Raw genomic sequence first — 20,254 nt, 5'->3', positions numbered from 1 at the left:
GATTCATAATATTGTATAAAGCAGGAACTGATTGGAACTGTCATTGCATATAGAAATGCAGCCCTAAAAGGGGCTGCATTTTCTTAAGATCGAGCACTAAATAAAATTATTAGATCAGCTGCCAAGCGGTCATTCTAAATGGACTTGAAGAACTCGTAAAAGTATAGACGGCATTTGAATATTTTAGTTTGAAATTTTCTTTTTTAACATACAGCCCATTAGCATCCATCAGGTTTTTATCAAATCCGTCAATGAATGCAGGAGTCGCAGCAGTTGTGTCTTTGTTCCAAGACTTATGATTTAAAATAATTTTTTTGTTTACAGCATCTTCCTGCACATCTACAAAATGCAGTAAAGATCCTCTGCCCTCGAAAGTATAGTAAATAAAGCTACCCTGTGAATGATTTAGATATAATTGTACAGAAGTGAGATATTGGCCATCAGGTAAATTTGCATTAATTTTATCTATTTCTGCTTGAAATAATTTGGAATTCGTAGAGGCATCAGCTGTGTAATCGTCGGGATAGTAGCCAAATCTGGAATAAACTTTTCCCGGCAATAATATGTTATAATCATCTGTCGGCCTTGGAGGTATATTGGTATATTTAATAGTAGCACTAACTTCATTTGTGCCAGTTGCTACAAAGTTACTTGTTGCACTATCGTAAATGAAATTCGTAAGTTTTTGACCTTTGACGATTACTGGAAGTTTGGTAACAACTCCTGTTGGTGTAAATGCAAATGCGAGATCATATGCCTCCTGACTACCTGGTTCTAAGGATGTTGCGGTACCAAAACGAGCGTTCGTATTATAGCTAAAGTCAAACTTATGTGTAGCTGCTCCATCATTTGTTTCCATTATCCTAAACAACGGACTGTACATATCTCCATTTAAACTGCTTATGGTCGCTTTATTTTTTGACAGATCTGCCCAATCCTGTGCTGTTGCTTTTATAAAACGCAGAAAATGTCCGTTTCTATTTGTTCTAAAAAGAATATCTCCATCCTTTTGTCCATAATAATAGAATTGAAAATCTCCCAAATATCCTTTTGCTAAAAGCGAAGCTGTTGGAGAATTACCAGCATCAGATAAAAGATGTATTCTGTTTTGTGTTGTAAAAACTAGGCTCACAGTACTTCCCATCTGGATTTCATACTGACTTGTATACGTTTTTGTGTCTGTATCTGTACCTATAGTAAAATCTGATGCCATATCTACTTTTCCTTCTGGCAGAAATTTCATTAAATGGGTCCAACCACCTAATTGTGTACTATCAGTATAATAAACTGCTTTCCATCCTTCTGCAGAGGAAAGTAGTAGGTCATTCAATTCTTTTTGGCGTCCGCTTAATCTCTCCGTCGCATTTTGATCAAAATCCGAATCTACTTCTGTGCTTGTACATGATCCCAAAAGCAAAGCCCCTAAAGAAACCACTAAGTACTTGTATATATTTTTTACTTTCATAATATCTATTTTTAGAATTGTCCTTAATTATTTATTACAAAATCAGTATTTTTTTGAGCTTCATCTCTTAAAGCATAAAAATCAATATTGAAAGCATCTCTATAATATTTCACTACAAGTGCTTCTTTTGCTTTTATATTAGCTTTTGCCGCAGTATCTGTAACACCAGCTAAAATCGCATCATACTCCGCTTTTGAGCTCGTTAAAATTGTAGCAGCAGTTTCAGCAAAATCTTCATAAATACTTAATCTGGCGTAACTTGTTATAAAACCTAAATTTCTTGAAGTAGCTATTGCTGCAGTATACCAGCTTGTAGTATATCCAGTCGGCGTTAATTTAGCCCAAGCTTGTTCATCAAAAGGCTTGGTCTGATTCAAGATATGAACGTACTCATGCTGAATGGTATGAATAAACTGCGTTACGTTCGCTCTATTTTTTTTGTTAAGATTGTCTACCTGAAAAAGAGTAACTTTTTGACCCGCTTCAGCAAGTCCTAATGTTACTGTACCATTTGTATTTAAGTTTATTCCTCCTACAAGTACAAACTCTCTCGGTGCAATTTTCTTAACAAAATCAGCTCCTCCAATAGTCGTATAACTATCAATCCAGATTTTCTTAACTACTTCCATTGCTGGCTGGACTTTTTCTCCTTTTGGCGGATATAAATATCTATTGTTATCTACCAGATTTTGATTCCATATATAGTACACGTTGATATTATAAGGATCTAAGAAATTTACATCAATCCATTTATCTAAATCCGTTTTATTTGGTACCGAAAAATCTAACCAGCTTTCTTTTGGCTGGTCTTCATGTGCGCAAGAAGAAAGAAGTAATACCCCTGTCATAAGCACTGCTGTATATATTTTTACTGTTTTCATATTAGTTTTCTAATTAAAATTTATCTAGGATTTTTCTCAATACCATTACTTGAAGCTCTTAACGGTATTTGTAAAGCTCTGCGTTTGTCATCTTTCTCTAGAATGTTTTTTCGAACCACTTTACCAAATTCAAGAGTATTGTGCTCTACTACTAAATTAAAACGTTTAATATCGAACCATCTAAGACCCTCTCTCATAAAATCTCTTCTTCTTGCCTCTGCAATTGCTTTGATATAAGAAGTCTGAACTGCGCTTAATTCATAGAAAGGAGTAAATTCATTTGCAACTACTGGATATTTTGCAGTTACTCTGGCTTCATCTAAAATATCAGTTGCTGGATTATAGCCTGAGGTTCTTGTTCCTAAAAAGTATCCTAATTCAGTATTTACTTCTGTAAATCTGTTTTTCATTACAAGAGCTTCAATACGGTTTAGGTACATTTCATCGTTACTAAATAAAACCGTAGCGGTGTAAGCTTCTCCAATTCCAGCTGTAACATTTGTATATTTAAAATACTCATAAAGCTTAGGAATAAAAACATTTGAACCACCATAATAGTAACCATTTGCATTTATTAAGTTGGCTTTTCCCCACATATTCGTTTGAGGTCCTAGCAATTCATCTGATTTAAGTGATGGAAAAGCAAATCTATATGACGCTGCTCTATTTGCAATTGAATTAGGATAATTAATCAATAAATTAGTATCCTGCTCTGCCTTAGAATATTCGATCGGCATTTGAGCAAAAGCCGCAGCATTAAAAGCTGTATAATTTCTAAGTTTCGTTGGTTTAGAACCAAGTCCTTCTGAATACTCCAATACTTTATCCCAGTCTCCTTTTATCAAGTAAAAACGGCAAGCAAACGCTTTAGCAGCATCTACTGTAAAATGATATTTAGGCTCTTTGTAGTTGCTGGTAACAAACTTCATTCCTTCAATAAGATCCTTTTCTATAAAGTCGAACACTTCTTTAACTGTATTACGCTTATATTTTGCCAACAAGGCAGTTTCGGGTTCTGTAACATAAGGAACTCCTAAATCTGTCGATGCAGTCGCTGGATTATATCTGTTTGACCACAAAGAAACTAACATAAAATGGTTGTATGCTCTTGCAATTAATGCTTCTCCTTTTTGAGGATTTAAAGTACCAGGGCTTCCAAGTTTTTCGATCGAAGCCAAGGCTTGATTTGCCGCTGCAATAGCCTCGTAAGATCCTGTCCAAAATCCGTTTTCAGTATCTCTTTCAATTTGAGTCTGCATGTCCCAATTAAAACTTTCCTCATTGCTTATGTTAGCATTTGTTTTTACTTCAGTGTCAAAAATATTATCTGACATTGTCTCAGCAATAACAAAGTAAGTAGTTTTAGGATATGCTGTAACCAACAATTCGGATATCTTTTCAGGAGTATCTATCTGCGTTCTATTATCTGGTACCTCTGAAAGAAAATCATCACAACTGCTAATACCAGCTAGTAATAATAATGACAGTGTTAATTTTATATTTTTCATAATCAATTTTATTGTTAAAATGAGAGGTTTATTGCAAAAGTGTACTGTGCTGTAATTGGAAAAGCTACGCCCCCTGTATTACGAAACTCTGGATCTTGACCGTGTAATTTTTTATCTGAATAAATTAACCACGGATTAACTGCTGATCCTTTCAAATTAAAAGTACTCACCCCTAACTTTCTCTTAAAATCACTTGGAAATTCCCAGCCTAGAGAGATGTTTTTTAATCTGACAAAATCACCGCTGGCAATTCTAACATCAGAGAAATTATAAGTGTTATAAGCAATTTGTAAATTATTACTGCCATAATTTCTGTTCATTAATTGGTCAGCAATAACAGGAACATCAGTGAAGTTTTCATCTCCTGGACTTATCCATCTGTTAGCAAATTCTTTTGTAAAAACAGTTTGATCTGTATACCTATTACTGTAAACTGGATTTAATCTCACTTTGTTTCCTCCTGATCCTACTATAAACACATACAATGACCAGCTCTTATAAGTAAATGTATTGGCAAGACCAATTGATTTATTTGGTTCAACTGATCCTTCGTATTTCAAATATTTCATTACATCATTAGTATCCTGAAAATTTGCCTCTGTAATATTATTTTCAGCACCGTCTTGCAATTTGAAAGTTGGTAAACCCTCATTGTTTAATCCTGTAAATTGATACGAATACAATGAGTTTCTAGGATGTCCTACTGTATTTCCTCCGTTACCAGCTATTAAATCAAATGCTGAAGGTCTATTTGCTAAATTTGTGATTTTTTGATCATAAATAGAAAAGTTCAATGTAGTAGACCATTTAAAATCTGGCGAAACAATATTTTGAGTGGTAAAACCTATTTCGATACCTTTAGTTTCCATATCGGCATTATTCCCCATTTTAACTGCCTCTCCTCCAACTCCTGATGTAATTACATAATCAATCAAATCGAATGCTGTACGTCTATAAACATCAGTTGTAAATTGCAATCTGTTCCTAAACATTCCTAAATCTACACCAATATTAGTTTCGTATTGTTTTTCCCAAGTTAAATCCTGATTTTGCAAATCTTCTATACGTATTGCATTTTCTCTGTCAGTTGTTGCAAAACGATCTGTAATGTAACTTTTATAAATCGCTAATGAATTTGTTGCTGGACCCGCAGTTGCCGTTAGACCGTAAGAAGCTCTAAGCGCTAAATTGTTTATAGATTCTACATCTCTCATGAATTTTTCTTCCTTGATATTCCATTTACCACTAACTGTGTATGTAGGCAGCCATCTTGAAGACCCTGTATCACCTTGTCTATTCGATCCATCGTAACGTCCAGTAACTGATACTGTATATCTGCGGTCATAAGTATAACCTACTTTTCCAAAGAAACCAACAGTACGCTCTCTCTCAGCACCAAAATCGTAATAAGTATTTCCTTCATTTACCAATTTTTCAATCAATTTAGGGTCAATAAAGGCACTTAGTCCTTTTTCATATTGCAAACCTGCAGCTGTAAAATTGTCGTTGTTTCTATCTACAGATCTAAACTCTGTACCAAAAAAACCTTCAAGTTCATGCTTTTCATTAAATGTGTTTCTGTATGTGACACTATTTCTAACATTATATGAAGTCATATCATTTGTGTATTTTCTTAAAAATCCACCGTTTTGTAAAACTGATACTTTAGGCGCAGTTAAGTCATTTGGATTTTGGTATAAAAACACGTTATCTCTTTGAATCTGCGTATTTGGATTATCTCCAACACCAGCATTATACGCACCTACGACATTTGAATCTTCGTAAATTTTATGCTCTCTGGATGTAGTAGCATAGCGAGCTGAACCAGTAAAATTGTATGTCAAATTTTTATTGATTTTATAATCTAAATCAGCTTGAAAACGAATATCTTTTACTTTTATACCAAGTTTATTATTCTTTAATTCGTTAAGAATATTCATTGGAGCCCAGTTATTTTGATAATATTCTAAATTTCCATTATCATCATAAGGTCTTAATGTTCTACTTGTACTCAAAACATAGTTGAAAGGATTAATATCAAAATCTCTCGTAATTTTACCAAATACAACATCATCTTTACTTTCGTAAGTACCAGGTGCTTCTTGATCACGAGCAGATGCAAGCGTTGATAAAGTAATATTTAATCTATCATTGATATAAAATGTTCCTTTTAAGTTTGATGATAATTGTTTCACATTATCTGCCAGAGTCCATCCTGGATCAGTATAATAACCTAAAGAACCATAAAAAGTATTATTCTTTCCTCCACCTGAAAAACTTAAAGAGTGATTTTGAGTAATAGAAGGTCTAAATAAAACTTTAAACCAATCTGTATTTGCTAACTCATATTTTTTTAAAAATTCATTGATGTATGGCTGTTCATTTTTTACACCATATAAGCCATTAGAGCTATCATAAAGATTAACCTGTTTTGCTAAAATACCATAAACACCGCTAAATCTTGATGTTAAAGATGCGCTTTGGCTCAAATATCCTTTTTCTCTCATCTCTTGAAAAACACTCATTGATTCTTGAGAATTCAAAACATCATATTGAGTATAACTAGGAACTGCTCTCACTGTATTTTCGACAGAATAACTAATTTTTAAGGGAGTGTCTCTGCGGCCTTGTTTAGTTGTTACAACAACTACTCCGTTTAACGATCTTGAACCATAGATAGAAGTAGCGGATGCATCTTTTAGAATTTCAATACTTTGTATATCGTTAGCATTTAAACCAGCTACCGCAGAACTTAATAATGTTGCTGAATTTCCTGAAGCTAAATCGGCAAATGTTACATTGATAATATCCTCTTGAACAACACCATCAATAACCCAAAGAGGTTTTGTATCTCCGAAGATAGAAGAAGATCCACGAACCGTAATTTTTGGAGTTGATCCAAAAGATCCTGTAACGTTTTGAACCGTAACTCCGGCAGCTTTTCCTTCAATCATTCTGCTCACATCAACAACTCCATCCACTTTTAATTCAGCTCCAGAAATTTTACTGATTGCTCCCGTAAATGTTCTTTTTGAAGTTTTTTCATATCCAGTTGTAACTACAACCTCTTTAAGATTTTGTCCTGCTTCTGTTAAAACAATAGTTGGTGTAATATTTTCTATACCAATTTCTTTAGTTTCCATTCCAACGTAAGAAATAACAATACGGTTTACATTTGCTGGCATTTCAATAATGAAATTTCCATCAAAATCTGTTAAAACTGCAGTTTTTGTTCCTTTTGCCATAACTGTTGCTCCAGGAAGCGGGCTGCCCGTTTGGTCTGTAACTTTTCCTTTAATAATAGGTCCTGCATTTAATTTGGCGTCCAGCTTTTTTAGTTCATGTGTCTTAATGGGCACTGTGAAACTTGACAACGCAATTCCTAGAACGAACTGGAACAGTATTATTTTTAAATTTCGACAGAACAATCGTTTTTTTTGGACTACTTGGTTTTTCATACTTTGGCTGTTTTGGTTTTTATTAATTTATCTTCGAATCAAAAAATAATTTTCATTAAGAGAGAATTATTTTCGATTGCTGATTGCAAGACTGCAGTCAAATTTATTTTTGGATCCGCAAATTTTTCATAGGCATTATTTTATGATTATCAATTTGACTTAATCAAGAGAAGTTTATTTTAACAAATGACAGATTATATGTTAAAAACGTAAAGCTAATTTCTAAACCGTATTTTACATATTGAAAAGTAGTTAACGGTCAGATAATGTAACTTAAAGGCATAATTGGCTCGTTAACGTAATTTTTGTCATGCAGCAGTTTTATATGGTCGGAGTAGAAGGCAATCTTCTAGATTTTAATCGTATGTAGGTTAAAAAAATGGATCTAAAGTTTTATAAAGTATTGATTTTTAAAGTTATTAAAGCTTCTACAGCAACATTTTGTGTAAAATCGAGATTTCCTTGATTAAATGCCGTTAATCGGTAAAAAGGGATGGTGAATTTGTGATTTATGACCGTTAACTACTTTTAATTTTATTGTTTACAGGAAAAGAGAAATCTTTGCTGGAGAAACAGTTGTTCTGTAATCCCTACAGGCTGTCCAGGACAATATTTTTAGATTTGAATTCGGTGGGAAAAATATTTTTTTGATTTTACTTTTTCAAGAAAATTTAAAGCAAGCTCTGCAAGTCCATTAAATGAGATAAAGAAATTATGAATAAATTTTACATTATCAATAAGTGCGTGCGATTTATAGTCTGGACAGTTTTAATATTGTATTTAATTTTATGCATTTTTATAAGATCCACATAAAGCTGCCAGTATTAAAAAGGGTTACTTTGGTCCAAGGTTTTCGGGGCATGATACACAATATTTAATTTCTCCCGATAAATGCTAAAAGTGGATTTCGGCGTCATCTTCACATGACAATTGTACGAGGTTACAATACAGAGTGCGGTGTCTCTTTAGCTTCAAAGTGTGAGTCCAGTTATATCGCGGGGAACTGGCAAGGGAAGATAGAGCTTTGGTTAAATATATATTAGCAAGTTACATCCGAGTATATTTGGAAAGAATAATTATATAAAGCTTCATTTGACAGTTAAATTTACGGAACGGCAATAAGAACCAGATATAAGGGATTATAATATTTCAGCTCACGATGCTTTTGGAGAAATCCTTAGCGCTTCTCAACTTAATGACCGTTTATTTTTATCCGACTAACAATAAAATAAAAGTTTAAAATTTTATAGGTCGTCAATTACAGAACAAAATTAGCTTTTATCAAAGAGCATTTCCTTTTATTCACTATTTTGAGTTAGTATGCTAATAGTAAGTTACAGGATAAAGCCGTCTAAATTATTTTTAGGCGGTTTTTTTAAATAGAAAATAGATGTACTATATTGACACCAAAACTGTTACGAAATTTTCGTTCGGAGAAAGCAGATAATGGCATTGAAAGATACAGTTGCCTTTAGAAATAATTGTGGAATATAAAATTATATGAATCAAATGGAAAATTGGATGATGGACAAGGCCAGATCTGCTTTTCTAGATCAAGTTCTGATCGCTCTTAGCAGTAATTATTTTGGCAGCGTGCCTTTCGAAGAAATAATGGAGGTATTTTACAGCATTTCAAGCACTGCGGTTTCATCCAGTAGTGCCATCGAAAATGAGGCAAAAATTCTTGATGCCTTATTGGAATTGGAAATTTTAGGCCTTGTGGTTGTAAATTACGACACCGACGAAAGTTCCCTTACCGATTTAGGTTTAGAGTGGGTGAGAGGCAAAATTCTCCTTGAGCGGCTTGGAATATTTTGATTTTATTAGTCATTGCATCTAGTTATAACATCATATATGAGCTTAATGAAGCTTTATCCTTGAAGCGGATTTATAATTGAAATCTGGGATAACCTAAATTATTATTGGGTGCGGAAGAATTTTCTGGTTATAAATAAAGAATCCACTTTTTATACTACTCTAATCTCTGAGCCTAATGGTTTAAATTCATTATTCCTCCATTAAAAAAAACATAAGAGTCAGGAAGGGTTCATTTATAGGAGCTAATGCATCATCTTTTTTCCGACTTATGTAAAAGCTGTATAACATTTATTTTAAAACCAGTTTTGATATTGGCCTCTTTTTAAGAGCAGTGCCTCTATTTTAAAATGGAAGCAATCTTTTTTTATAATGAGTCTGAAATTCTCAGTCATGAAAATCTTCCAGTGCTGTCAAAGAATTGGATCCCGTTAATCGGCATATTTGTTTATTAATCGGCAAATAACTACCGTTAACTACTTTTTGATAGCAGTATATGCGATTAATTTCAATATTTGGATGGTAATTTAAGATGCAGATTTGCCTGTGAATAATTATATAATAGAGAATTTAAAACTGCATTTTGTAGCTTAAATTTTAACCTGAATAAAAAATAATATGCTATGAGAAAAAATATTTTTTGTTTTATGATTTGTGTGATCTTTGCAACTTTGATTTTAGGCTGCAGCGATAATGATTCAAAGCAGGATGATTATATTCTTGCACAAATAGATGCGTCAGATCTGCCCAAAGATAATAGACCTATGACAATGTTTGAAGATGATGAAAGCCCGTCAAAAATGTATGATAATAATGATCGCTGGTTCCGAGTGAATGAGCCATTGCAGATCATACTGAAAGGAAAAGATTCTGTACAAATATCACTTTATTCACCTGTTGGGCTGTCTAATGTAAAAGTTTATGCAAAACTGCGCAATTATGACAAAAGATTCCTAATTTATAATTTTTCTAAAATTCCAGCTTTCCACCGTTCTTTTCATAAGATTCCCTTGACGGATAAGGGGAATCAATATGAGTTGGAATCCGGAGGAACCGTTACAATTGAGAGAATAGAAGGTATTTCTTCAGATGACATCACATTTTCATTGCAATCAGATGATCCTTTATTTCAAAAGTTTAAAAGAATAAAATCTTCACGGCTGGTCGCGTTCAGTGACAAGTATCATTTGAGTGATCCAAATCCGAATTCGTATCTGCCTATGAATCCAGTTCTGGCAAAGGAGGCTATAACAATGATCATAAATTTTTCATATGTTTTAAGCCATCCATTGTATTATGATACATTTATGAATTTTGACCGATATAAAAAGGAGCAGATGGACATTGAAGGACTGCCGTTGGAGGGGGCTCTAAACTGGCATGGAAATGCTGAAGATATTAATGGCGTATATGATTATTTTACCGAGGCCCAAATGGAAGATATTTATGCAAACTATATTGATGGGAGGAAGCTCTATATGGCAATGGTAGGTGGTGAAAATGCTTGGGGAGGCGGTCCGCTGGCTTCTCATTGGGAGTCTTATTATGTAGTAGGGCACTGGATTGGTGATATGTCAGTATGGACGCATGAATATGGCCACCATAGCGGCTATCAACATACTAGTAATTTGGTTAATAGGGCAGACGGGGGAGGTTTGCAAACTATGGTGCAGAATTTATATAAATATCTAATCTATATTGAAGATCTTCCATTTTTAGATCCTGATGTTCTTAAGACTTACAATAAAAGTAAATACCTCCAAAAAAGTTATAACAAGCCCGTTTTCAAAATAAAACCATTAAACCCATTTTTGGTTAAATATAAAGGAGAAGGAAAGTGGTGATGCCCTATGTTAAACTGTTAAAATGAATCCAGCGAACTCATAAAAATCCTAATTTTAAAAATGAAAAATCCTATCCTTAAATTCTTCGGCAATAAAACAAAACATATATCAATACTGACATTGATAACCTTCAATTTTTTTTCGATAGCTTTTGCAGAAAGCCATTCGCAGCTTGAGTTTTTTTTTCAGCCAGAACAAGCTTCGACAGTAATTATCATTAAAGGACGTGTTACAGACAAATACGGAGAACCCTTAAAAAACGTTACAGTATTGCTTATAGAAAGGGCGAGAAAAGTTTTTACAGATGCTAACGGCGAGTTCATTATCGCTGCATCTGTTAAAGATAATCTGGAATTCTCATTAACAGGGTTTAAAAGTAAAAAATCAAAATTATCAGAAAAAATGCTTAACGTAAAACTTATCAAACAATAGGAATCTATTAGGCTTCAGTTTTGTCAAATGAAATCCAATTATTCTTTATTTTTAAAAGCTTTTTTTAAAACCGTTAGAATTCCAGATTGAATGCGATAGAAATAAATCAATTTATAGCTTCTGTTGAACAGCAGGGAATGTGCTTTGTTATAACAATACTAAATAGTAATCAAAGCAGGATCTTTAGATTTGTATGGAAATCTGTCTTCTAGATAGAGTTGAACTTCAAAATTTTACAGAGTTGATGTTAGTAATGATTTGAACTTAATTTTTCAAGTTGCTGTTTTATAGTATTTTAAGATTTGTCTTAAATCTAGGTGCAACGATTCTGCACCCAGAACCTAGTTGATCCATTTGAATATTTTATTATGCCAAAAATCCTTCTCTAAAAGTTTCGAACCTAAACTTGATAGGGCTTGGTTTTGCTGGTTTTCTATTTTTAACAAACTTCATGCGCCACGATTCTGCAACAAAGATTTTGTTCGATTTTATAAATATTGAAAAGCGGTATAAATGAAAAAAACCTGCAAATCGTTGGATTTGCAGGGTTTATCACTTTTTTTGGCCATTTTTTAAAACTTTGAAAATCTTGTTTTTCCTTTGTTTTCGGGCCTTCGCGGAGAAAAAGGGATTCGAACAAAAATGTTGAATCCCGCTTTTATACTGCATTCCCTAATAATTTCTCGTTATTTTGCCACGATTCTGCCATGAACTTTTTGTGCACTTTTATGCATTTTGAAAAGTTCCGGAGCAGATTATCTGTTTAAATAATGTTGTAATTCGTAATTAATTGAAAGGCAAACTTACAAATTTTTAAGACCGAACTAACAGAAAAAATTTTGAAAGCCTTTAAGGAATGTTAAAAGGAATTGAGAAGTAATTTAAGATTATATTCTCCTTTCTAATTCTCCAATTTTTTATCACATCCAACAACTGATTGATAATGAACACAAAATTGCTTGAATCTCTTATTAACTAAAAGAAGGCAGAGAATGAATGCCCAATCATTTCTAATTAAAGCAATTAGTACTAACTGTAGTCCCAGAGTAATAAACATCGATATAAGCGGTTTTAATACCGCAGCGATCAAAGTCTATAACAAACGTTCGTTCTCAAAGATTAAAATCCGGCAGTGTAAATATCTCAACAATATTGTAGAGCAGGACCATCGTTTTATAAAATGGCGCATCCGAAATGGACTAGGTTTTAAAAGTTTTGAATCGGCTAAGCGAACATTGAGCGGAATTGAAGTTGTGCATATGCTGAGAAAGAATCAGATGGTCAAACCAGGGATATCTATTTTTAAATCATTCTGTAAATTGGCGGGCTAAATTTTAAATTACTTAAATTCTTATATTTGTTTCTGAAAGATGCGACAAAAAACATATTACTATCTATAGAATAATATTTAATAAATTACATTTAAAATTCTCAGGGTGGACAAATTTATGATGGAGGCTGTGATAATTATTATCCTCAAAAATGGTTAAGACATCTGAAGCTATTTTGGTGATCAAAGTGGATTCCGTCCTGACCCTTCATCAGGAAGAATATTATGCATGATCAAAAGTATAGAGTATAAAAATAGATGACAGAAGTTTTAATAGTTTTTGTTGAATATTAATCGCTTACCAGTAAGCTTTGGAAAGTTATGCCCATATTAAAGTTGTAATATAATTTTGTCACTGACCATCTGTTTTACTATGCGGATGATCCATTTAGAGAGATTCAGATTTAATATCTGGCCATAATTTTAAAAAGACTGGCATTACTCATTAATAAACTGTTCTCCATATTAATTTGCTGTATTCTTGCAGCTATAAGATTGGTTTCACGGGAATTAATAATAAAGATTGAACTTTCTCCAAATGAAAAAAGGCGGTCATCAGCCCAGTATTGTCTGGTAATCTTTTACAAGGCTTTCCAAAAGGTTTAACTGTATTTTAAGCGATGCAATTTCAGTAAGTTGTGCATCAATTTTATTTTTAATCTGTAACTGTTCCTGTTGCAGTTCAAACTTTGTATCCTGTAGTTTTAGTTTAGTTAAGTTTAAGGCTCCTCTTTCTTTTCTTAAAAAAATAGGTAAGGTGAAGTTAAGCCCTATCTTGTAATCTTCTCTACGAAAATTATCAAAATAGGACGGCTCTGAAAGATAATAATAGCCTAAATCAATTTTTGGGAGTAAATAACTAGCCTTAAGCTTTCTTTCAATATCCAGCATCTCAATTTTTGTTTCCAGCATTTTAAGTTTAGGATGTGGTGTAATGATGGCTTCGTTATTGTTTATTCCTCCTGTATTTAATATGGTTTGAATCTATCTGCAAACGCAAAATTTCTAGCATGAGAAACAGCCGTAAAATTTAACTAGGGAATAGCAGAAAAGTGAATTATGTTTTCGCTAGAAATGGCCAATTCCAGACAGGTTACCATGTGTAAAATACCATTTTGGACATTAAACTCCAGACCATCCCCAAAACCGCTGTGTTAGGTGCCGGAGTTCTGTATGTCGATGCTGTTTTGTCGATGTTACTCATGTCTTTGTCCATGGAATAGGGTAAAGCTGATAGAAATAGCAATCATCACACTTCTATCAGCTATTTTACAAAGATACGGAGAACAATGTATTAACCCATTGAATGGAACCCTACCTTGTTTCCTTCTGTGTCGATAAAAAGGGCAATAAAGCCGTTGTCACCAATAGAGGTTTTGGGCAGAATAACTCTTCCGCCGGCACTTTCTACTCTGCATAATGGAACCGAAAGGTCATGTCCGCCATCTAAGTAAACCGTTGTGCCGGTCACCGCTGGAACAAAGTTTTCACCACGGGCAATTGCTCCGCCGAATGCGCCTTTTTGTGGATCAGAGGGTAAATATGCATATTGCATATCAGTATTAGGGTCTTGAGTAATTTGAGCATCTAAAACTTTGGAATAAAAAGTCTTTGCCCTTTCGAAATCTGTAGCGGGTATTTCAAACCAATTTAAAGTATTTACCATGTTTATTAAAGTTTATTTGTTTTTGTTTTTTAGTTGTTAAGGACTTAGCGCAGCACCAGCTGATCAATCTGGTCCTCTGCTTTGCGAGTATTCTCCTCAGCGTTAAACAAAAGCCCGGAAGCATCAATAAACTGCACGTGCTCAATACCCAGCGTCTGCCACAAATACTTCACGTATGGAGTAGCGAAATCCTTCTCGCTGCCTAAGCCGGTACCCCCGCTGGTAAAGATGATGTAAATGCTTCGGGCGCGGAGTAAGCCATGAGAAACGCCATCGAGATATTCAAAGGTCACGCCCAGACGGTTGACATGGTCAATATACGCCTTAAAGGTAGAGGGAACGGTCCAGTTGTAGATCGGCATTCCGAGTACCACCAGGTCGGCAGCGAGGAGTTCGGCCACCATTTCGTTGGAAAGCTGCATGGCGGCCTGCATGGCCGGGGTTGGGTTTTGCATAGAGTACAGGCTCCCATCAACGAACGCCTCGGTTGGTATGGGTAGGCCTGCCGCTAAATCTCTTGTCGTGAGGTTAGCCTGGGGATATTCCCGCAACAGACGAGCCACAAAGTGGTCGGTCAGGTGCCGGGACACGGAATCGACATAACGCGAGCTGCTGTCGATTCGAAGAATATCAAGGGGGCGGGTGTGAGAGTTGTTAGTCATAATCAAGAGAATTAAAAAAGTGAGTGATTTTCTATTATTGGTTAGTTTTATTTATTTTTGTATCGCAAATATGCAGAGTTAAAATAAATAATACAAGTAGGACATTTAAAATGTGTAAGTATGAAAAATAATACTAATATTGATAATCAAGAAGTTATTAAAGAAAAAAAAAGGGTTTTTGATGAAAGATCCTGTCCAGTCACTGCAACAATGCAAGTTTTAGGTGGAAAATGGAAACCGATTCTGATCAATGCTATTTATCACACTTCTCCTGCCAGATTTGGAGAATTAAAAAAATCAATCATAGGCATAACCCAATCTATGCTCACATCACAGCTTAGGGAACTTGAGCAGGATGGTATAATTAATAGAAAAATTTATGCAGAAATCCCCCCAAAAGTGGAATATACATTAACGGAATTTGGAATGACTTTAAGCCCCATTATGCAATCAATGGGAGAGTGGGGAATTAAATACAGAATGAAAAAGCTAAAGGAGTAGTGGACTAAAACTTAGTACTCTTTAATTATAGATAAATAAACCGCTGTTAACAGCCGCTACAAAGGATTTGGGCATTGAGTTTAAGGAAAAGATGGTTTTGCATTTGGGACAATTTGGCAAATCCTAAAAGAGGGCTTAATTTAGTGCCAAACCCGCTATAGTGCAATAACGCTAGCGGTTATTTCGCGTGAAAGATTACAACCATTCAAACTATAAATTTTATGAAAACCAATTTGTCAGATAATCAAAAAATTGTGATTGAATTTCTTAAGATGGTTCAAGAAAGACAATCATCAGATGAGCTTGAAAAGTTTTATCATTCTGAAATTGAACAAATAGAATTCCCAAATGCTATTGTAAAAAACACTGTCTATAGAAATTTAGAAGAATTGAAAGAAGGCTCAGAAAGAGGACGAAAAATATTATTGAAAGAAGAATATGAGATTCAGAATCTTTTTTCTTTTGAAAATGTGGTAATTCTTGAAGCAATATGGAAAGGCACTTTATCCGTTGGTATTGGAAATATTCCTATTGGAGGAGAAATGGTTGCGCATTTTGCTCAATTTTTTGAGTTTAAAGATGATAAAATCTATAGACAGAGAAATTATGATTGCTTCGAACCCTTTAATTAAAGGAAACAACCGCTGACACATGCTACAAGCAATTTTGGAGATTTGGCTTTCCCGAAGTATCGGGAGAAAAGCTGGTTTTGTATCTGGGCTAATTTACTTCGTCTGTTCGCTTCGCTCGAGTGGCAAATCCGAAGAATGGCCTTAATTTAGTCCCAAACCCGCTGGTAGTGCCAGAACATTACCGCCAATTTTAGAAAACCTGAAATCAATAGAAACTTTTATCTAATAGTCACATTAATGTTACTAAATCAGATTTATGCGCAAAACTTTAGATCAAAGACTGATTCCATCGTAAAAATTGAAATTGCTAGTCTAAAAAAAAGCGGAATTACGGAAATTGGTTTTACAAATTTAACGTGCACTAACTATGCAGTTATTCAACTGTCTTCCTATTTTGGAAGAATGGTAATGTAACATACTTGCAGAAATTCAAAAACTCAGAATATGAAGAGAATTCACTCAAAATATTTAAACCGATTAAAATAAAAGATACATTATTCTTTTCTTTTTTCAAGCTTAACAAAAACAAAATTGAAGAGGAAAAAGTTTTGCCTTGTCAATATCAAAAAGATTCGTTAGAAATAAAAAAAGGAATTTCTAACAGAATCATATCTATGCACACATGTATTCAATATTTTGAAATTTATATTGAAGATAAAATTTACCAATACAAATATGATTATTTTGATACACGGGAATTCGATAATGAAAAAATTGACAATTCTAAGCTTACAAAAGAAGAAATTGAGAAATGGAAAACAAATGGAAAACAAATGGTTGGGAAATAGATACAACCTACGAAAATCACCCCAGCAGAAATATTAATTTCGCTCACAACAAAGATTTAATTATTTTAGATTGGAGTAAAAAACTGAAAAAAATGGTAGAATTATTAGAAGAAGAAAAGAAATTCATCATTCATAAATAAACTGTGGTAAAAGCTATTACAACGTATTTGAGCAATTATCTTAATGAAAAATGATTTTGTATCTGTAATGATTTACTTCGTCTGTTCGCTATCGCTCGGGTGGCAAATCCGAAGAATGGGCTTGATTTAGTCCATACCTGCTGCAGTTCCAGGCCGTTAGTGGCTATTTTACACGAAAACCGTCGAAAATGAAAAGAATAATCTACTTTTTTTAATTTTTAATTTCAATTTTTGCTTCTCGCAATTTGGAATAATAAATGATTTGGATGGATTTGTAAATGTTAGAAGTTCAGCCGAAAAAGGAAACAATATTTCTGATAAATTGGAAAATGGTTTTATAGTTTATTATTTTGAACCTAAAGGGAATTGGGTTAATATTGACTACAAAAAGGACGGAAAACAATTAAACGGATATATTTACAAAGACAGAATTAAGTATATAAACGATTTTACAAATATTCCATTGAATGCAAATCCTAATGTAAAAGCAGAATTGGAAAATGAAAAAGTAAAAATTGAAATTAGTGAAACTGAATTTAGCAGAGAAAAGCACAATTTAAAATTTCTCAAAAATGATAAATCCATATTATTGAAAATTGATAATTTACAAATATTTGGAAATGATGGAGGAATTCCAAAAAAGGAGTATAAGTCGATCAAAATTGAAATAGATAATGTAAAAATAGAATTGCCGAATATTGCTTTAAAAAATTTATACGAACCGAGTCTGTATAATTCAAAAGCAAATTACGACGATTTAAATGATGTTTTACACATTACATCATCAAATAGTGACGGAGCTGGTGGTTATGACATCATATGGATTATCGAAAAAAAGAAATATAAATATAGATTTGAAGCTTATGGTTTTTAAAAAATAAAAGCCACTAACAGCTGCTGCAGCGGATTTGGGCAAAAGGCTTAATAGAAAAATGACTTTGTATTTGGGATGATCTGCTTCGTTTGTTCGCTTCGCCCGGGCGGCAGATCCGAAGAATGCGCTTAATTTAGTCTCAAACCCGATGCAGCCGAATAAAGTTAGTTAGTTTTCATTTATTTTTTTTCTTTTGTTTTAAATCTTTTAATATGATTTTGGCCGGAGAGAGTGGAGCCCTATGACGTGGTTGTTTATTTGAATGGGATAATTATTTAGTCGTTATTGGATTTCTTATGATTTAATGAGATTTGCCAGATGCGGGTTATAGTTCTGTTCCCGCTACTAAGGAAGATTCAGAGATATCAGAAGCTTTTTCGTTCAAAGCCAAAAAAAATTTTAAAATACAAATTAAGATTATCAAACTTCAACTAAAACATATCGTCCTCCTGTTTAATCTTTTGGGATGCTTTCCCAAAGTCAAATTTTTCCTTTCAATATGACTAGTGCCAAAACGTTTTACGGAAGGTAATTTCTCATCCATCAAATATCTATAGTTTTTCAATCTGTCTGTAAATATCTTTTTTGCTTTCTGATAATTTAAAGTTTCAAAAACACGGCTTAGTGTTTTATTGGTTCGTTGCCGACATTAAAACACAACATTTTTAGAATTCTTGTCCAAAGCATAAACTGGATAGATCTAATTCCTCTTATGCATGATATAGGTGCACAGCTGATCAATTTCATAGGTTTTCCTTTACTGATAATTATATTTTCAACTATTGTTTTCACGCACAGCTTATAAGTATATCTTTGATGCCTGACTGGGTTTTCCCATTTTTTATCATGTTTTTAATTTCACCGACACATCTGTAAGATTTAGTCGGGTTTAAGCCTATTTTTAACGATTTTAAGACATTATAAAATAAAAAAACAGCCCGAAGGCTGTGTTGAATTCTTTGCTACATTACCATAAATAATTGATTATCTGCAAATGCTAGGTAGCATAATTAACCGCAAACACATCTGATACATTGTCCAATCTAACTATATAGGCATAAAAAAAAAACACCTATCTCCTAAAGCAATAAAGATTTTTTTTTACGTTAATCATTGAAACAAAACGTTAAAACCTAAAATTGCCCGTAAACTACTTTTTAATTTGAACGCTCTAAAAGAGAAACTACATTTACAATACAATATTATTTTCTTGGAAAAGATGTACAAAATAGTTTGAAAAAAATGTAACTCTTTTTTAAATAACCATGATATGGAGCAATAGTCATTACATTTTAATAATTGTGTTCAGAAAAAATAGCTTGTTAGCAAGATTTATGAAAAAATAATTTATAACGGAGCAGCAATATTCTTACAATCATGATAATCTTTGCTTTATAAATATCTCCCAACTTGATTCCCAATCAACTCACATATATTGCCATTTAATTTTATTAAATTTAAAAAAATGAAAAAATTATTATTACCGCTTGTAGTGTTGACTTCAGTAAGTATTGCTTATGTAAGTTGCACAAATGATGCATCTGTTAAAAAACAAACTTCAAATTCAAAAATTTCAATTCCGTTAACGGACTATGGTTTTTATCATAATGAAGCTTTGGCATTATATTATAAAAACCATACATTATATAGCAAAAGTAAAAATGGTGTGGAAAACAAAAAATCGGATTTAGTAATCACAGAAATGACTGAAGACCTTAAAGAGAAATATCCCAAGGAATTTGAAAATGTAAAAATCGAAGATATTAAACTGGCTTTTAAAGATGTAGATTCGGAAAATTTTGACATTGTTACATTTTGGAATTCAAAAAAAGAAGCCTTGTTTATTTCGAATAAAATATCAAGAAAAGTCGGCAGTTTAGTTGATGAAATATTAAAAACTGACATGAAATATACTCAGTATGCAGTAAAAATTGAAGATTTTAAAAGCAAAAATCAACTAACTCCAGAAGAAGAAAATCAAATAATTTTATTTGAAAGTGTTCTGAAAAGCTCAAATGAGTATTGGAACTCTAAATATTCTACTAAAGGAAAATCTGCAAAACCTGGATCTAAGGTAATTGTTGCTGACACTTTAGGAGCATTAATGTTTGCTTACAGTGGACCTGGAGCCATAATTGCGGGTGGTATCAGCTCTTTATTTGTTAACGAAGCTTTGCCTCCATTGCAGGTGCCTACAGATGAGCTTCCGGCAGAAGATAATCCCAACAGTCCAAGACCTATAATACTAGAATAAATAA

General features: G+C 33.3%; 16 protein-coding genes and 2 pseudogenes. 10 read left to right on the top strand and 8 right to left on the bottom strand.

The genetic code is table 11. The annotated features are described in order from the left end of the window. Positions 1-109 precede the first annotated feature (109 nt). The 4 genes from QMG60_RS18650 to QMG60_RS18635 are packed head-to-tail and all read right to left on the bottom strand — an operon-like array spanning position 110 to position 7,312. Positions 110-1,465, bottom strand: coding sequence for a DUF4302 domain-containing protein (locus QMG60_RS18650; RefSeq protein ID WP_281866003.1), 1,356 nt, complete (start codon positions 1,463-1,465; stop codon positions 110-112). A 23-nt stretch (positions 1,466-1,488) separates the two neighbouring features. Continuing rightward, positions 1,489-2,346: a putative zinc-binding metallopeptidase gene (locus QMG60_RS18645; RefSeq protein WP_281866002.1), complete on the bottom strand. Its 858-nt coding sequence runs from the start codon at positions 2,344-2,346 to the stop codon at positions 1,489-1,491. Between the two features lie 20 nt (positions 2,347-2,366). Then, entirely contained in the window at positions 2,367-3,854 is a 1,488-nt protein-coding gene (locus tag QMG60_RS18640; protein ID WP_281866001.1) for a RagB/SusD family nutrient uptake outer membrane protein, read from the bottom strand. A gap of 14 nt (positions 3,855-3,868) precedes the next feature. Then, positions 3,869-7,312: a SusC/RagA family TonB-linked outer membrane protein gene (locus tag QMG60_RS18635; RefSeq protein ID WP_281866000.1), complete on the bottom strand. Its 3,444-nt coding sequence runs from the start codon at positions 7,310-7,312 to the stop codon at positions 3,869-3,871. A gap of 1,509 nt (positions 7,313-8,821) precedes the next feature. Between QMG60_RS18635 and QMG60_RS18630 the strand changes: the two genes are divergently transcribed. From QMG60_RS18630 to QMG60_RS18615, 4 genes and pseudogenes are all read left to right on the top strand, one after another. Then, entirely contained in the window at positions 8,822-9,130 is a 309-nt protein-coding gene (locus QMG60_RS18630) for a hypothetical protein (protein WP_281865999.1), read from the top strand. Positions 9,131-9,774: 644 nt separating this feature from the next. After that, positions 9,775-10,971 carry a hypothetical protein gene (locus QMG60_RS18625; protein ID WP_281865998.1) on the top strand — a complete coding sequence of 399 codons (1,197 nt, stop codon included), beginning with the start codon at positions 9,775-9,777 and terminating at the stop codon, positions 10,969-10,971. Between the two features lie 60 nt (positions 10,972-11,031). Further along, positions 11,032-11,403: a carboxypeptidase-like regulatory domain-containing protein gene (locus QMG60_RS18620; RefSeq protein WP_281865997.1), complete on the top strand. Its 372-nt coding sequence runs from the start codon at positions 11,032-11,034 to the stop codon at positions 11,401-11,403. A 992-nt stretch (positions 11,404-12,395) separates the two neighbouring features. Beyond that, positions 12,396-12,680 (top strand): annotated as a pseudogene (locus QMG60_RS18615) (DDE-type integrase/transposase/recombinase); the annotation flags it as partial. A 608-nt stretch (positions 12,681-13,288) separates the two neighbouring features. Here QMG60_RS18615 and QMG60_RS18610 read toward each other — a convergent pair. The 3 genes from QMG60_RS18610 to QMG60_RS18600 all read right to left on the bottom strand — a co-directional run bounded on the left by QMG60_RS18610 (position 13,289) and on the right by QMG60_RS18600 (position 15,061). Then, positions 13,289-13,645: a TolC family protein gene (locus tag QMG60_RS18610; RefSeq protein ID WP_281865996.1), complete on the bottom strand. Its 357-nt coding sequence runs from the start codon at positions 13,643-13,645 to the stop codon at positions 13,289-13,291. Between the two features lie 382 nt (positions 13,646-14,027). After that, positions 14,028-14,399, bottom strand: a complete 372-nt coding sequence (locus tag QMG60_RS18605; RefSeq protein ID WP_281865995.1) for a VOC family protein — start codon at positions 14,397-14,399, stop codon at positions 14,028-14,030. Positions 14,400-14,443: 44 nt separating this feature from the next. Continuing rightward, on the bottom strand, positions 14,444-15,061 hold the full coding sequence (locus QMG60_RS18600) for an NAD(P)H-dependent oxidoreductase (protein ID WP_281865994.1): 618 nt from the start codon (positions 15,059-15,061) through the stop codon (positions 14,444-14,446). A 120-nt stretch (positions 15,062-15,181) separates the two neighbouring features. Between QMG60_RS18600 and QMG60_RS18595 the strand changes: the two genes are divergently transcribed. The 5 genes from QMG60_RS18595 to QMG60_RS18575 all read left to right on the top strand — a co-directional run bounded on the left by QMG60_RS18595 (position 15,182) and on the right by QMG60_RS18575 (position 17,996). After that, positions 15,182-15,562: a helix-turn-helix domain-containing protein gene (locus tag QMG60_RS18595; protein ID WP_281865993.1), complete on the top strand. Its 381-nt coding sequence runs from the start codon at positions 15,182-15,184 to the stop codon at positions 15,560-15,562. A 221-nt stretch (positions 15,563-15,783) separates the two neighbouring features. Beyond that, positions 15,784-16,194: a nuclear transport factor 2 family protein gene (locus QMG60_RS18590; RefSeq protein WP_281865992.1), complete on the top strand. Its 411-nt coding sequence runs from the start codon at positions 15,784-15,786 to the stop codon at positions 16,192-16,194. A gap of 614 nt (positions 16,195-16,808) precedes the next feature. Beyond that, positions 16,809-16,982 carry a hypothetical protein gene (locus tag QMG60_RS18585; RefSeq protein WP_281865991.1) on the top strand — a complete coding sequence of 58 codons (174 nt, stop codon included), beginning with the start codon at positions 16,809-16,811 and terminating at the stop codon, positions 16,980-16,982. Beyond that, on the top strand, positions 16,946-17,122 hold the full coding sequence (locus QMG60_RS18580) for a hypothetical protein (RefSeq protein WP_281865990.1): 177 nt from the start codon (positions 16,946-16,948) through the stop codon (positions 17,120-17,122). Before QMG60_RS18585 ends, QMG60_RS18580 begins: the two co-directional genes overlap by 37 nt. Positions 17,123-17,384: 262 nt before the next feature. Next, a complete protein-coding gene (locus tag QMG60_RS18575) occupies positions 17,385-17,996 on the top strand; it encodes a hypothetical protein (RefSeq protein WP_281865989.1) in 612 nt (203 codons plus the stop codon). A 427-nt stretch (positions 17,997-18,423) separates the two neighbouring features. Here the strand turns inward: QMG60_RS18575 and QMG60_RS18570 are convergent. Continuing rightward, positions 18,424-18,579 (bottom strand): annotated as a pseudogene (locus QMG60_RS18570) (IS1 family transposase); the annotation flags it as partial. Positions 18,580-19,461: 882 nt separating this feature from the next. Here QMG60_RS18570 and QMG60_RS18565 point away from each other — a divergent pair. Next, positions 19,462-20,250 carry a hypothetical protein gene (locus QMG60_RS18565; RefSeq protein WP_281865988.1) on the top strand — a complete coding sequence of 263 codons (789 nt, stop codon included), beginning with the start codon at positions 19,462-19,464 and terminating at the stop codon, positions 20,248-20,250. Positions 20,251-20,254: the final 4 nt, after the last annotated feature.

The sequence above is a fragment of the Flavobacterium sp. GSB-24 genome, from assembly GCF_027924665.1.
Taxonomy (GTDB): Bacteria; Bacteroidota; Bacteroidia; order Flavobacteriales; family Flavobacteriaceae; genus Flavobacterium.
Note: the sequence above shows the minus strand (reverse complement) of the source record. Positions and strands in the feature narration are given on the sequence as shown.